Origin of the sequence: Pseudomonas koreensis (assembly GCF_024169245.1) — a bacterium.
Classification (GTDB): domain Bacteria; phylum Pseudomonadota; class Gammaproteobacteria; order Pseudomonadales; family Pseudomonadaceae; genus Aquipseudomonas; species Aquipseudomonas koreensis_F.
The window spans coordinates 2890312-2904626 of record NZ_JALJWP010000001.1; the positions used below are offsets into that span (position 1 = coordinate 2890312).

Consider the following 14315-nt stretch of genomic DNA (forward strand, 5'->3'; position numbering starts at 1 on the left):
GGCTCCCACCTCTAAAGGGATGAGCCAATGAAAAAGGCGCTGATCGCATACGTCTCGACGCTACTGACGTTTCTGCTGCTCGATGACATCTGGCTCGGGCTGCTGATGGCGCCGACCTATCGCGAACTGCTCGGTTCGCTGATGCTGGATAAACCGCTGCTGTTGCCCGCAGCGGTTTTTTATTGCCTGTACGTCATTGGCTGCGTGGTATTCGTGGTCTTGCCGGCGCTGAGCTGGCAGCGAGCGGCGAAGCTGGGTGCACTGTTGGGGCTGGTGGCGTACGGCACTTATGACCTGACCAATTGGGCGACATTGCGCAACTGGTCGGTGCAGGTGAGTTTGATGGACTGGGCGTGGGGGACAGTGGCAACGGCGGTTGCCTGCACGGTGGGTTATCTGGTGGCGAAGCGATTCGCCTGACTGATCCAAAAGCTTTATCGCCAGTGCTGACCTCTTCGCGAGCAAGCTCGCTCCCACATGTTCACCGAACCCTCCGTGGGAGCGAGCCTGCCCGCCATTGACGGCGCAGCCGTAAACCATTCAGCGCTGACGCCACTGACCAAATAAAGGTCTTTTCCAGACGGCTTTTCCGCGCATCTGATTGATAATCCCCGACACTGTTTTCTGACCATTGGATGGCCTGCCATGTTGTGTGTGTTCGAGGTGTTGCGGTGAGTGCCGAGCGGCGCAATGCCGACGGTTTTGCCCTGCAAGTGATGATCGGCCTGTGCCTGATCTGGGGTGTGCAGCAAGTCCTGATCAAATGGGCGGCGACTGACATCGCGCCGGTCATGCAAGCGGCAGGGCGTTCAGGAATCTCGGCTTTGCTGGTCGGTTTGCTGATCTGCTGGAAGGGCGGTTGGGATCAGGTCGGCAGCACCTGGCGCGGCGGTTTGCTGGCCGGTGCGCTGTTTGGTCTGGAATTCCTGTTCATCGCCGAAGGCCTGCAACTGACCACCGCCGCGCACATGTCGGTGTTCCTCTATACCGCGCCGATCTTCACCGCACTCGGTGTGCATTTCCTGCTCGCCAGCGAACGCCTGCGCCCATTGCAATGGCTGGGGATTCTGCTGGCCTTCATCGGCATCGCGATTGCCTTCGCCGGCGGTGTGTCGTGGGACAACCTCGACCGCCGCATGCTCCTGGGCGATGCCTTCGGCGTGCTGGCTGGCGCCTGCTGGGGCGCGACCACCGTGGTGGTGCGTGCCTCGCGACTGTCGGAAGCGCCGGTGACATTGACCCTGTTTTATCAGCTGATAGTCGGCTTCATCGGCCTGCTGTTGATCGCGCTGTTCAGCGGCCAGATTACTCACGTCAGCCTGACCACGGTGGCGGTGGCCAGTGTGCTGTTCCAAGGGCTGGTGGTGTCGTTCTTCAGTTACCTGGTGTGGTTCTGGCTGCTGCGTCGTTATCTGGCGGCCAACCTGGCGGTGTTCTCGTTCATGACGCCGTTGTTCGGCGTGACCTTCGGTGTGCTGTTGCTCGGTGAAGCGTTGAGCCTGAACTTCGTCATCGGCGCCGTACTGGTGTTGCTCGGCATCACCTTCGTCAGCGCCGAGCAGTGGCTGCGTCGACGTTTGCGCAAGGCGCTGGGCCAGTAGCTTTTACCTGCATCGCCAGCGCGCCTGCCACCAACAGGCCTGCGCCGGCGATCAACAGCGCCGGCTGCAAACCGCCGCTGAAATGGCTGCTCAGCGCCGCCAGCAACGGGCCGCTGAGCTGGCCGACGGCGAAGCACGCTGTGAGCATCCCGGCGTTGCGCTGGGTGGCGTGGGGCGCCAGTTCTCGCGAACGCTGCATCACCAGTTGCATGCAGGCCAGAAACGGCGTGCCGCAGAGGATCACGCCCAATGCCAGGCCGAGGCCGCTGCCCAGCAGACAGGCGAACACACCGGCCGCTTGCAGCCACAACGTCGCCATCAACCAGTGCCGCGTGGTTTCGGGATCGTGCCGGCGCAGGCTCACCAGCCACACACCGATCGCCGCGCCGAGGCCGAAGCATGGCCAGAACAGATCCGCCTGCCACTGGCCATGAAACTGCGCGTTGGCCATTTGCGCCAGAAACGTCGCCGGAATGATGTAGCCGATGCCGTAGAGCGCATACACCAGCGCCAACCGGCCAATCCCTCGGTTCGCTGATGTCGCAGGGGCGATCGCCTTCTCCGTTACCGCCGCGGGCTGCGGCAACAACCGCCAGACGCCAAGCATCATCAGCAACGCGGCGGCTGCGTAAATCAGCCACAGCGTCGCCGATGTCTGCTGCAATTGATGTGAGATCAGCGCCAGCAACCCTGTCAGAAAAATTCCCAGCCCCGGCCCGGCGAAAACCAGAGCGCCCCAGCGCGGACGACCCGCTGCCGCCGCCAGCGGTTGACTGAGCGAGGTGATCATCACCAATACCCAGGCACTCGCCACGCCGGTGCCAAAGCGCAACAGCAGGTGCGACCAGAAACCGTTGGCCCAGAACGACGCCAGTGTCAGCAGCACGCACAGCCACAACCCGCCATGCAGCCGTCGCTGCACCTGTTGCGGCCGCTGCGCGAACATCGCATCCACGGCACCGAGCAGATAGCCGAAGTAGTTGGCTGCTGCAATCAGTCCGGCGGCGGTGAGATCGATCTGCCCTTCGCTGAGCAGGTGCGGCATCTGTGGCGTCAGGGCGAAACGGCCGATGCCCATGGCCAGCATCAGGGCGACAAAGCAGGCGGACAAGCGAATCAGCGGCGACATGGTCGGGCTTCCTTGGAAGGTTCAATGACCGTCAGGCTAGGATCGATTGACTTTCTTTAAAATTGAATAATAGTGAGTAACTTGTTCTGTTCAGGAGAAAACAGGTGGAATTCAGCCAACTGCGGATTTTTCAGGCGGTCGCCGAGGAAGGCTCGATCACCCGCGCCGCCGAGCGCCTGCATCGCGTGCCCTCTAATCTGTCGACCCGGCTGAAACAGCTCGAGGAGCAGCTGGGTGTCGAACTGTTTGTCCGCGAACGGCAGCGCTTGCAGTTGTCGCCGGCAGGCAAGGTGCTGCTCGACTACACCGGCAAACTTTTCGCTCTGCGCGATCAGGCCAGCGCGGCGGTGATGGGCGGGCAACCGGCCGGTGACTTCGTGCTGGGCACCATGTACAGCACGGCGGCGATCCATCTGCCGGCGTTGCTGGCGCGATATCACAAGCAGTACCCGATGGTGAATTTGCAAGTGCAATCGGCGCCGACCGGCGAATTGCTCGAAGGATTGCTCACCGGCCGCCTCGACGCAGCATTGGTCGACGGGCCGCTGGAACTGGCCGGGCTCGATGGCGTGCCGCTGTGCGAGGAGCGGCTGGTGCTGATCACTGAAATCGATCACCCACAGGTACGCAGCGCGCGGGATGTCGAGGGGCGTGCGGTGTTCACTTTCCGTCAGGGCTGCTCCTACCGCATGCGCCTGGAGGCGTGGTTCTCTCATTACCACGCGGCCATGGGCCGGCCGATGGAGATCGAGTCGTATCAGGGCATGCTTGCCTGTGTGATTGCCGGCAGCGGTGTGGCGTTGATGGCCGAGTCGATGCTCGCCAGCCTGCCGGGTCGCGAAAGCGTCGCCGTGCATCCGTTGGCCGAGCCGTTCGCGGGTGCGACAACGTGGCTCATGTGGCGCAAGGGCATGGCCGGGGCCAACCTCAATGCCTGGATTGATGTGCAACAAGCGGTCTATCCCGCGGCTTTGGCGCAAGAGCGCAAAACAGCGTGAACCAATCGCAGCAGATCCTGTTCAATTCAGTAACAGATCATTGCGGATTTGGTCGAGCATTGCGTAGGACTTCGGACTATTATCAGTGCGAAGCGGCCTCAGAATTCCGGCCGCTCAGCACCACCCTGAAGGGGGCATGACGATGAAAGAGAAAATCCAGAACTGGCTGCACGATTTGGGAGTTGCCCTCGGTTTGATCGAACCGCCTCTGCAACCGGTACCGATTCGCACGGACGACGAACAGCGTCGGCGCCAGCCACGTCGGCGTTAACCCCTCCGATCAGAGATTTCAAGATCGCAGCCGTCGGCGGTTTCTACAGATTGTAGAAGCTGCCGAAGGCTGCGATCTTTTGCTTTCCGCCAGGCGAAAAAAACGGGTGTGGCCACCGACGCCACACCCGCTGAAGAAAACATCAAGTCGTTACAGCAGATTCACACCGCAGTTGCCACGGTCGCCGGGCGACGGGACAACAGGCTGACCACGACAAAACTCACCAGGCCAACGGCCAGGCTGTAGTAGATCGGCGTGTTGGCATCCAGGCCATCCTTGAACATGAACAGCAGCGCCGTGGCGAAGCCCAGGCCCATGCTCGCGATCGCGCCCGCGGTGGTCGCACGTTTCCAGAAAATCGCCCCGATCAGCGGAATCAGCATGCCACCGACCAACAGGTTGTAGGCGAGGGTGAGGGCGCTGATCACGTCATTCACCACCAGCGCGATCCCCAGAACCACTACGCCGGTCAGCAATGTGAACAGGCGGTTCACGCCCAGGCTCGACTGCTTGCCGCCACGCAGTTTCGGCAGCAAATCCTCGGTCAGCGTAGTGGCTGCAGCGAGCAGACCGGCGCTGGCGGTGGACATCATCGCCGCCAGTGCAGCCGCGATCACCAGACCACGGATGCCGTCCGGAAGTGAAAGTTTGACGATGGCCGCGAAGGCGTTGTTGACGTTGTCCAGATCCGGAATCAGCACGTGCGCGGCCATGCCGATCAACGCGCAGGCCAGGCCGTAAACGATGCAATAGATGCCGGCGATGCTGCCGGCGTATTGCGCGACTTTGGCAGTCTTGACGGTGAACACCCGTTGCCAGATGTCCTGACCTATGAGGATGCCGAAGAAGTAGATCATGAAGTAGGTGATGATCGTATCCCAGCCGATCGTGGTGAAGTTGAATGCAGTCGCCGGCAGTTTCAGCACCAGCTCATCCCAGCCGCCGACGCGGTACAGGCAGATCGGCAACAGGATGAACATCAGGCCGACAGTCTTGATGATGAACTGGACGATGTCGGTCAGGGTCAGCGACCACATGCCGCCGATCGCCGAATAGATCACCACCACGCCACCGCCGAGCAGTACCGAAATCCAGAACGGCAGGCCGAACAGCACTTGCAGCACGGTGCCGATCGCGAGGATCGAGGTCACGCCGATCATCAGCGCGTAGGCCAGCATGATCGCCGCGCTCGCAGAGCGGGCCATTGGGTTGTAGCGTTTTTCCAGGACCTGAGTGACGGTGTAGATCTTCAGTTTCAGCAGTGGCTTGGCGAGGAACAGGTTCAGCGCAACGATGCCGCAACCCAGTGCCGCACACAGCCAGAAACCGGAAATCCCATGCACGTAGCCCAGGCGCACGGTGCCGACGGTGGACGCACCGCCCAGCACGGTCGCGGCCATGGTGCCCATGTACAGACTCGGGCCGAGGTTGCGGCCGGCGACGAGAAAGTCCTCGTTGGTCTTGGCCTTGCGCATGCCGAAATAGCCGAGCAAGAGCATGCCGGCGGCGTAGATGAGGACGACGAATAAATCCAAAGCCATGATGGCGTGTCTCCGATTGTCTTTTTTATATCGAGGCTGAAATCAGTTCCCTTGTAGGAGTGAGCCTGCTCGCGATAGCGGTCTTTCAGTCACATCGATGGCGAATGTGCTGCAGTCATCGCGAGCAGGCTCACTCCTACAAGGGTTTTGTGTGTAATCAGGCGGCCTGACGTAGTTCGGGTTTTATGGCGGCTTCGCTGCGCACATCGCTCGGCCCGAACACTTCGCGCGGTTCCGGGAACAGCTTGAGCAGCGTCAGGTACACCACCGACGCCAGGCCCAATGTCACCGGCAAACTGATGTCGATGCCCCCCGCCAACTCACCCAGCGGACCGACGAACTGCCCCGGCAGGTTGACGAAGCACAGGCCGACCAGTGCGCTGGGTATCCACGCGCCGAGGCCGCGCCAGTTCCAGCCGTGGTTGAACCAGTAGCGTCCGCCCTGTTCGCCGCGGGTGAACACCTGCAGATCATCCGGGCAATAGAAGCCGCGCCGCACCAGCAGACCGATGATCATGATCACCATCCACGGCGTGGTGCAGGTGATGATCAGCACGGCGAAGGTCGACACGCTCTGCACCAGGTTCGCCGCAAACCGGCCGATGAAGATGAAGGCGATCGACAGCACGCCGATCAGCAAGGTCGCCTTGACTCGGGAGAGGACGCGGGGGAACACGCTGGACATGTCCAGGCCGGTGCCATACAGCGACGTGGTGCCGGTGGACATGCCGCCGATCACCGCAATCAGGCACACCGGCAGGAAGAACCAGCTCGGCGATACCGCCAGCAATCCGCCGACGTAGTTGTTCGCCGCGATGTAGTCCGGCGCCTTGATCGCCACGATAGTCGCGGTGGCGAGGCCGAACAGGAATGGAATCAACGTTGCCAGTTGCGCAGCGATCACCGCCAGCATGATCCGACCCTTCGGTGTTGCACGCGGAATGTAGCGCGACCAGTCGCCAAGGAACGCACCGAAGGAAATCGGATTGCTCATCGCCACCAGCGCCGCGCCGATGAATGCCGCCCAGAATCCGCCCTGACCCAGCGCCACGCTGCCGGCGTACTGGCTGTCGAAAGCAGGGGCGAAGGCGAAGATGCCGAGCAGGAACAACAGGCTCGCGGCCCACACGGCGATGCGGTTGACCCACAGCATGATGCGGAAACCGTAGATGCACACGGTCAGCACCAGCAGCGCGAAGAGGCCATAGGCCAGGCCGAGAGTCAGGTCGGTTTCCGGCAGGTCGACGAGGCGTTTGGCGCCGCCGACCAGCGCATCACCCGAGCTCCACACTGACAGCGAAAAGAACGCGATGGCCGTCAGCAACGACAGGAACGAGCCAACGATCCGCCCGTGCACGCCGAAGTGCGCACCGGAAGACACGGCGTTGTTGGTGCCGTTGAGCGGGCCGAACAGGCCCATCGGCGCGAGAATCAGCGCACCGACCAGCACACCCAGGACAATCGCCCAGACGCCGGCCTGAAACGACAGGCCGAACAGCACCGGGAAACTGCCGAGCACCGCGGTGGCGAAGGTATTGGCGCCGCCGAAGATCAAGCGAAACAAGTCGCTGGGTCGGGCGTCGCGCTCATGCTCCGGGATCTGTTCGACCCCGTTTGTTTCAATGCTGCTAAGGCTTTTTTCGTTGTTGTTGTTATTCATGATCTGCTCCGATCATCAGGCGCGCTCATCGTGCGTGAGCGTCACCATTGGCTAAGGGGGTGGCAGCCCTTCCGGCATTGCGGACAAATGTTCGTGACAGGCCAGCCATAGGCCTTGTTGTTCTAGGCTCGACGCTTGTTTGCGGAAAACAATCGTCTCGCGCTCCTGGCTGAAGTGTTGCTCCCCTTGCATGCGCAGCTCGGTGGCCACGTCATGGATGAAAACCGCCACGTCACCCTGCAGGCTGACAAAGGCGTTGCTCGAGGTGCACGACAGCACCTCGAAACCGTCCTCGGCACGCCAGCTATCCCACAAGGCCTGATAGGCATCGCGCGACAGAAGTGGCTGCTTGAGGGTGTAGAACACGAAGCTGGCATCGGCGCTGAACGCGCCGAAATAAGCTTCGCGATCGCTACGGGCGAAGGCGGACACCAGATCGGCGGCCGCTTGCAAAACCTGATCACGTGCGTGCATGAGCCGACCCTCAGCGATGAACCACGCCAGGCAGTACGCAGAGCATTTCGTACAGCAGGTTGGCGGCCAGCAGCGAGGTGTTGCCGGTGGTGTCGTAAGCGGGCGAAACTTCTACCAGATCGCAACCGATCAGGTCGAGGCCCTGACAGCCGCGGACGATTTCAATCGCCTGAATGGTGGTCAGGCCGCCGATTTCCGGGGTGCCGGTGCCGGGAGCCCAGGCCGGGTCGATGCCGTCGATGTCGAAACTCAGATACACCGGACCGCCACCGACCTTCTCACGTACTTCGGCCATCAGCGGTGCCAGCGACTTGTGCCAGCACTCTTCGGCCTGCACCACGCGGAAACCCTGATCGCGGCTCCAGTTGAAGTCGTCGGCGGTGTAACCCTGGGCGCGCAAACCGATCTGCACCACGCGATCGCAATCGAGCAGACCTTCCTCGACAGCGCGACGGAACGTGGTGCCGTGGGCGATCTTCTCGCCGAACATGTGATCGTTGACGTCAGCGTGCGCATCGATGTGCACCAGGCCAACCTTGCCGTGCTTTTTATGAATCGCGCGCAGGATCGGCAGGGTGATGGTGTGGTCGCCACCCAGTGTCATCGGGATGACGTTGTGCTCGAGGATGTTGTCGTAGGCTTCTTCGATGATGCGCACGGCGTCGAGCAGGTTGAAGGTGTTGATCGCCACGTCACCGATATCGGCCACCGACAGCGAGTCGAACGGTGCGGCGCCGGTGGCCATGTTGTACGGGCGGATCATCACCGATTCGGTGCGGATGTCGCGCGGCCCGAAGCGGGTGCCGGGGCGCAGCGAAGTGCCGATGTCCAGCGGCACGCCAACGAAGGCAGCGTCGAGGCCGGCAGCGGTCGGTACATGGGGAAGTCGGAGCATGGTGGCGATGCCGCCGAAGCGCGGCATTTCATTGCCGCCCAGTGGTTGGTGAAGAATCTTGTCCACGGGTAGGGCCTCATCGTCTTTGTTTTATTTATGCCGGCGCGCCGTTGAGCACAGGTTCGGACGCCGCTGTGGGGCCGATCATGCGAAATGCAGTGACGCGGAAGAATCGCTACGGGCAAAAACTTAGTTCAGATTTTTCTAAACTAATGGGCGAGGTGGGATTAGACTTTGGCGGGTTCGAATGGTGTGTTCGGCTGGGGATTGTTGCCCTCACCCCAGCCCTCTCCCAGAGGGAGAGGGGGCCGACCGAGTAGTTGGCGGAATCTGCACCGACCTGAAAATCGAGTCGAACTCAGGATTTGAAAGCCATGGAGATCAGCTCCCTCTCCCTCGGGGAGAGGGCTGGGGTGAGGGGCTTTTCCCACAGAGACACAGCTGCAACACCTGGAGCAGAAATGGCCAACGCTTTACCCGACCTGAAACTCCTGCGCATCTTCGTCAGCGTCGTGCGCCATCAGGGCTTTGCCAATGCGCAGCAGGAACTCAACCTGTCGACCTCGGCAATCAGCACCTACATGAGCCAGCTCGAAGCCGCGCTCGGTCTGGTGCTGTGCCATCGTGGGCGCGGCGGGTTCAGCCTGACCAGCAAGGGCGAGCTGTTCCATCAGGAAACCCTGCGTCTGCTTGGCGAACTCGAAGGCTTCGAGCAGTACGCTGCCGCGCTCAAGGGCGAACTGCGCGGCACGCTCAACCTCGGGGTGATCGATTCCACGGTCAGCGACAAGGCCCTGCCATTTGCCGAAGCCATCGGCGCCTACAGTCAGGAACACCCGGCGGTGCATTTGCACCTGTCAGTGATGAGCCCGTACGAATTGCAACTCGGCGTGCAGGACAATCGCCTCGATCTGGCCATCGGTGCGTTCTCCACGCGCATGAGTGGTCTGGTCTACATGCCGCTGTACCGCGAGCAGCACTGGCTGTATTGCAGCAGTCGCCATCCGTTGTTCAACGAGCGGCGCATCCCCGAGCAGGTGATCACCCAGCAACGGATGGTCGGGCGTGGCTACTGGAGTCAGGCGGAACTGGCTCGGCACGGTTTCAAACACAGTGCCGCGACCGTGGAAAGCATGGAAGCGCAGCTGATTCTGGTGCTCTCCGGCGCGTACATCGGATATCTGCCGGAACACTACGCGCAGGCCTGGGCCGACAAGGGCGATCTGCGTGTCCTGTTGCCGGCGACCTTTGGTTATCAGGCACCGTTTTCGATGATCATGCGCAGGGGCCGCAGCCGCGAGCCGCTGATCCAGACCTTCCGCGATTTGCTCAAAGCGCAATTGAATCAGGCGTAACCCATCATGTCCCGACCCCAATGCCCGCGCTGCCTGCGCCCCCAATCCCATTGCCTGTGCCCGCTGATTCCGCACCTCGACAGCCGCACCCGGGTGTTGCTGCTGCAGCATCCGAGCGAGGTCAATCACGCGCTCAATACTGCGCGGCTGGCGGCGCTGGGGTTGAGCAATGCCGAGCTGATTGTCGGCGAGGTGTTCGACGATTTGCCGACACTGTTGAACCGGCCGGGTTATCAGGCGCGCTTGCTATTCCCGGCTGAGGATGCGCAGCCGTTGCAGGCTTACGGTGAATCCGATGAGTCGTTGTTGCTGGTCGTGCCCGACGGCACCTGGCGCAAAGCGCGCAAAATGCTGCACCTCAATCCGCTGCTGGCGGCGCTGCCACGAGTGACCCTGGCCGAGGGCGGTGTGTCGCGCTATCGCTTGCGCAAGGCACCGGGGCCGGGGGCGCTATCGACTATCGAGGCGATCGTGCAGGCGCTGGAAACCCTTGAAGCGCCGACGACGTTTGCGCCTTTACTGAAGCCGTTTGAAGCGCTGATCGAAGGGCAGATTGCGGCGATGGGTGAGGAGGTCTTCCAGCGTAACCATGGCGACAGATGATCATTGTCTGTGCGGGCTTCTTCGCGAGCAGGCTCGCTCCCACAGGGGAATGCATTCCAATTGTGGGAGCGAGCCTGCTCGCGAAAGCGCCAGATCAATCACCGCAATTCAAAGATCACTAGCGCTCACGCATCGCCTCAGTCCGCGCTTTCAGCACCGGTTTGAGCAGGTAATCCAAGACGCTTTTCTCGCCGGTAATAATGTCCACCGTCGCTACCATCCCCGGGATGATCAGCAGCGGTTTCACGTCGCCGCCCAGGTGGTTCTTATCAGTGCGCACCTGAATCAGATAGAAGCTGTTGCCCTTGTCGTCGGTAATCGTATCGGCGCCGATCAGCTCCAGTTTGGCGCTCAGCCCGCCGTAAATCGTGTAGTCGTAAGCACTGAACTTGACCATGGCTTTCTGGCCCGGATGCAGGAACGCGACGTCTTGCGGGCGGACCTTGGCTTCGATCAGCAGGTTGTCTTCCAGCGGCACGATTTCGACCATGTCGCTGCCCGGCTGAACCACGCCGCCAATGGTGTTGACCTTCATCTGCTTGATCACCCCGCGTACCGGTGAGGTCACCGTAGTGCGACTGACGCGGTCGTCGATGGCGATGCTCGAGGCGGTGATTTTCGACAGGTCGGTGCGTTTCTCGTTGAGCTCCTTGGCGGCTTCGGAGCGGAAGGTCTGTTCCGATTCGTCGATCTTGCTGCGGATCTCGGCGATGGCCGATTCGGCGCGGGGAATCGCCAGCGTGGTGGCGTTCAGCGAACCACGGATCTCCACCGCGCTGCGCCGCAGCCGGAGGATTTCCACCGGTGACACGGCGCCGGTTTTCACCAGCGGTTCGGACATGTTCATCTCTTGTTGCAGCAGCGCAAGGCTGGAGCTGAACTGGCCTTGCTTGGAGCGAAATTCGGCCAGTTCCTGGGTTTTCTGCCGCAGCTGTTCGCTGAGGGTGCGCTGTTCACTGGCCAAGCGGCGCTGACGCTGTTCGTACAGCGAGCGCTCATCCTCGGCGACTTGCGGTGCCTTGGCGATCACTTCGGCGGAGAGCTTGAAAGGTCGCCCTTCGGCCTCCGCTGACAGCCGTTCGACCTGCGCCGTCAGGGCGTAACGGTCAGCTTCGCTTTCACCCTTGTTCGAGCGAAAGCGCGTGTCATCCAGACGCAGCAGGGTGTCGCCCTTGCCGACCATCTGGCCTTCACGGACGAAAATCTCGGTGACGATGCCGCCCTCAAGGTTCTGGATCACCTGAACCTTGCTCGACGGAATCGCCTTGCCTTCGCCCATGGTCACTTCTTCGAGCACGGCGAATTTGGCCCAGACCAGCGCGGCGATCAGCAGTGCTGCCGCCAGCCACACGGTAATTCGCGATTTGCGCGGCGAATCCTGCAACGCGGCGCCGGCGGTTTCCGGCATGAATTCCGCTTCGGCGCTTTTGCCGAAGCTGTCGAAATAGCCGCGCTTGTTGCTATCGGAGGAAGCAGGCATGGCGTTACTCCTAGACCGCCGCCGAGCCGACACGGCCCTTGCGCAGTGCATCGATGACCGCTTCTTTCGGGCCGTCAGCGACGACCCGGCCGTTGTCCAGCACCAGCAAGCGGTCCACCAGGCTCAGCATCGAGGTGCGGTGCGTCACCAGCAACAGGGTTTTGCCCTGCACCCAGCCATGCAGTTTCTGCCGCAGCGCATCTTCGCTGCTGTTGTCCATGGCGCTGGTGGGTTCGTCGAGCAGCATGATCGGCGGATCGAGCAACAGCGCCCGCGCCAGTAATACCGCCTGACGCTGACCGCCGGAAAGCAGTTGCCCGCGTTCGCCCACCGGACGGTCGAAGCCTTGCGGATGCTGTCGGGCCAGTTCGGTGACGCCGGTGAGCTCGGCGACCTCGAGCATGCGCGAGTCGCTGATGTAGCGCGCACCCAGGGTCAGATTGTCCCGCAGGCTGCCGGCCAGCAGCGGCAGGTCGTGGGCGACATAACCGATCTGCTGGCGCAGGTCAGCCACGTCCAGTTGGCGGAGGTCGAGGCCGTCGAGCAGCAGTTGGCCTTCCTCCGCTTCGTAGAAACCCATGACCAGACGCGCCAAAGTACTTTTGCCCGAGCCGCTGCGGCCGATGATGCCGACCCGCTCGCCGGGCTTCAGGCTGAAGCTGACCTCGCTCAGCGCCGGCGCGTTCTGGCCGTTGTAATGAAAAGTCACGCCGCTGACATCCAGCGCACCTTGCAGCTGCGTGCGCTCCAGTGGCCGTTGTTTGCCGTCGCGTTCCTGCGGCAGGGCCATCAGCGCGTCGGTGCTTTTCATGGTCAGTTGCGCTTGCTGGTAGCGGGTGATCAGCCCGGCGATCTGGCCGAGCGGGGCGAGCACGCGGCTGCCGAGCATATAAGTGGCGACCAGTGCGCCGACGCTGAGGTTGCCGGCGATGATGCTGTAGACCCCGGCGACAATCGTTGCCATTCCGGAAAACTGCTGAATGAACAGGGTGCCGTTGGTGGCCAATGCCGACAGGTTGCGCGCATGGCTGTCGAGGCGGGTGAGGGCGCCGTGGGTGCTTTCCCATTTGTGCTGGCGCTCGCTTTCCGCGCCGCAGGCCTTGAGGGTTTCCAGGCCGCCGAGGGTTTCGATCAGCAGCGCCTGACGCTCGGCGCCGAGGCTCAGGCTTTTCTGCACGGTGTCGCGCAGGCGCACCTGAATCGCCATGGCGAAAATGATGGTGATCGGAAACGCCAGCAGCGGAATCACCACCAGCCAGCCACCGAGCAGACCGATCACCACCAGCATCAACACCACGAAAGGCAGGTCGATCAGGCTGGTCAGGGTCACGGCAGTGAGAAATTCACGCAGGCCCTGAAAGTCGTGAATGCTCTGGGCGAAGCCGCCGATGGTCGCTGGCCGCGCTTTCATCGACATGCCGGTGATGCGCTCGAACAATGTCGCCGAGAGGATCACGTCAGTCTTTTTGCCGGCGGTGTCGAGCAAATGCGCACGGACCACGCGCAGCACCAATTCGAAACCGGTGCCGATCAGCAGGCCGATCGACAGCACCCACAAGGTCGAGGTCGCCTGATTCGGTACCACCCGGTCGTAGGTCTGCATGACGAACAACGGCACCATCAGACCGAGCAGGTTGATCAGGAAACTGGCGAGGATTGCATCGCTGTACAGCCATTTCGACAGTTTCAGGGTGTCGCGAAACCACGCATGCACCCGGGGCACCAGCGGTGAGCGCAGGTCTTCGAGTTCGTGGCGCGGGCGGGCGAACAAGGCCTGGCCGCTGTAGTGCTCGTTGAGTTCTTCGCGACTGACCCATTGCTCGCCGCCATCGGCTTCGCTGGGCAGGAGCAGGGCTTTGCCGTCCTCGGCAAAACGCCGCAGCACGGCGGTGCGCCCGTCGTTGAGCAGCAGCAGGATCGGCAGGTTCAGCGGTGAGATGTCTTTCAAGTCACGGCGTAACAGTCGCGCCTGTAACCCGGCCCGCGCCGCTGCACGGGGCAGCAGATCCAGGCTCAGGCGCTGTTTGTTCAATGGCAACCCGGCACTCAGGCTGGCACGACTGACCGTGGCGCCGTGCAGCTTGCAGAGGATCAGCAGACCGTCGAGTAACGGATCATCGAAGCTCAAGCGCGGATCGACCCCGGTGGCGCCGGGTTCCATGCTGGTCATAGTGATTGCCTCTGTTGAACGGGCTCGGTTATCGGATCGTTCCCACGCTCTGCGCGGGAATGCCTCTAGGGACGCTCTGCGTCCAGTGACGCGGAGCGTCACGGGCTGCATTCCCACGCAGAGCGTGGGAACGATCAG

At 62.0% G+C, this 14315-nt stretch carries 13 protein-coding genes; 6 read left to right on the forward strand and 7 right to left on the reverse strand.

Translation table 11 applies throughout. From position 1 onward, the window contains the following. Positions 1-27 precede the first annotated feature (27 nt). On the forward strand, positions 28-420 hold the full coding sequence (locus J2Y90_RS13075) for a DUF2177 family protein (RefSeq protein ID WP_253500251.1): 393 nt from the start codon (positions 28-30) through the stop codon (positions 418-420). 251 nt (positions 421-671) lie between these two features. Beyond that, positions 672-1601, forward strand: a complete 930-nt coding sequence (locus J2Y90_RS13080) for a DMT family transporter (protein WP_253500256.1) — start codon at positions 672-674, stop codon at positions 1599-1601. Here the strand turns inward: J2Y90_RS13080 and J2Y90_RS13085 are convergent. Then, on the reverse strand, positions 1549-2730 hold the full coding sequence (locus J2Y90_RS13085) for an MFS transporter (RefSeq protein WP_253500258.1): 1182 nt from the start codon (positions 2728-2730) through the stop codon (positions 1549-1551). The genes J2Y90_RS13080 and J2Y90_RS13085 overlap by 53 nt on opposite strands. A 104-nt stretch (positions 2731-2834) precedes the next feature. On the opposite strand from J2Y90_RS13085, the gene ptrR reads away from it, so the two are divergent. Together ptrR and J2Y90_RS26520 are read left to right on the forward strand one after the other, a co-directional pair. Then, positions 2835-3728, forward strand: a complete 894-nt coding sequence (ptrR, locus tag J2Y90_RS13090) for a putrescine utilization regulator PtrR (protein WP_253500260.1) — start codon at positions 2835-2837, stop codon at positions 3726-3728. A gap of 142 nt (positions 3729-3870) precedes the next feature. After that, entirely contained in the window at positions 3871-3999 is a 129-nt protein-coding gene (locus tag J2Y90_RS26520; protein WP_003184145.1) for a PA1414 family protein, read from the forward strand. Between the two features lie 161 nt (positions 4000-4160). Here the strand turns inward: J2Y90_RS26520 and J2Y90_RS13095 are convergent, their stop codons facing one another. The 4 genes from J2Y90_RS13095 to speB form a co-directional block, all read right to left on the reverse strand. Beyond that, positions 4161-5540 (reverse strand): sodium:solute symporter, encoded by a 1380-nt coding sequence (locus J2Y90_RS13095; RefSeq protein WP_253500262.1) that lies wholly within the window; start codon positions 5538-5540, stop codon positions 4161-4163. Between the two features lie 157 nt (positions 5541-5697). Then, positions 5698-7200, reverse strand: coding sequence for a purine-cytosine permease family protein (locus J2Y90_RS13100; protein ID WP_253500264.1), 1503 nt, complete (start codon positions 7198-7200; stop codon positions 5698-5700). A 51-nt stretch (positions 7201-7251) separates the two neighbouring features. Next, positions 7252-7674 (reverse strand): YybH family protein, encoded by a 423-nt coding sequence (locus J2Y90_RS13105; protein WP_253500266.1) that lies wholly within the window; start codon positions 7672-7674, stop codon positions 7252-7254. Positions 7675-7684: 10 nt separating this feature from the next. Next, a complete protein-coding gene (speB, locus tag J2Y90_RS13110; protein WP_003222717.1) occupies positions 7685-8635 on the reverse strand; it encodes an agmatinase in 951 nt (316 codons plus the stop codon). Positions 8636-9030: 395 nt separating this feature from the next. On the opposite strand from speB, the gene J2Y90_RS13115 reads away from it, so the two are divergent. Together J2Y90_RS13115 and J2Y90_RS13120 are read left to right on the forward strand one after the other, a co-directional pair. After that, positions 9031-9924: a LysR family transcriptional regulator gene (locus J2Y90_RS13115; RefSeq protein ID WP_090282283.1), complete on the forward strand. Its 894-nt coding sequence runs from the start codon at positions 9031-9033 to the stop codon at positions 9922-9924. Between the two features lie 6 nt (positions 9925-9930). Further along, the gene (locus J2Y90_RS13120) at positions 9931-10527 is read left to right on the forward strand and encodes a tRNA-uridine aminocarboxypropyltransferase (RefSeq protein WP_253500269.1); all 597 of its coding nucleotides are present in this window, start codon (positions 9931-9933) and stop codon (positions 10525-10527) included. Between the two features lie 118 nt (positions 10528-10645). Here J2Y90_RS13120 and J2Y90_RS13125 read toward each other — a convergent pair whose 3' ends face one another. Then, positions 10646-12007 (reverse strand): HlyD family type I secretion periplasmic adaptor subunit, encoded by a 1362-nt coding sequence (locus J2Y90_RS13125; RefSeq protein ID WP_039761043.1) that lies wholly within the window; start codon positions 12005-12007, stop codon positions 10646-10648. A gap of 10 nt (positions 12008-12017) precedes the next feature. Then, positions 12018-14177 (reverse strand): type I secretion system permease/ATPase, encoded by a 2160-nt coding sequence (locus J2Y90_RS13130; protein WP_253500271.1) that lies wholly within the window; start codon positions 14175-14177, stop codon positions 12018-12020. Between the last annotated feature and the right edge of the window lie 138 nt (positions 14178-14315).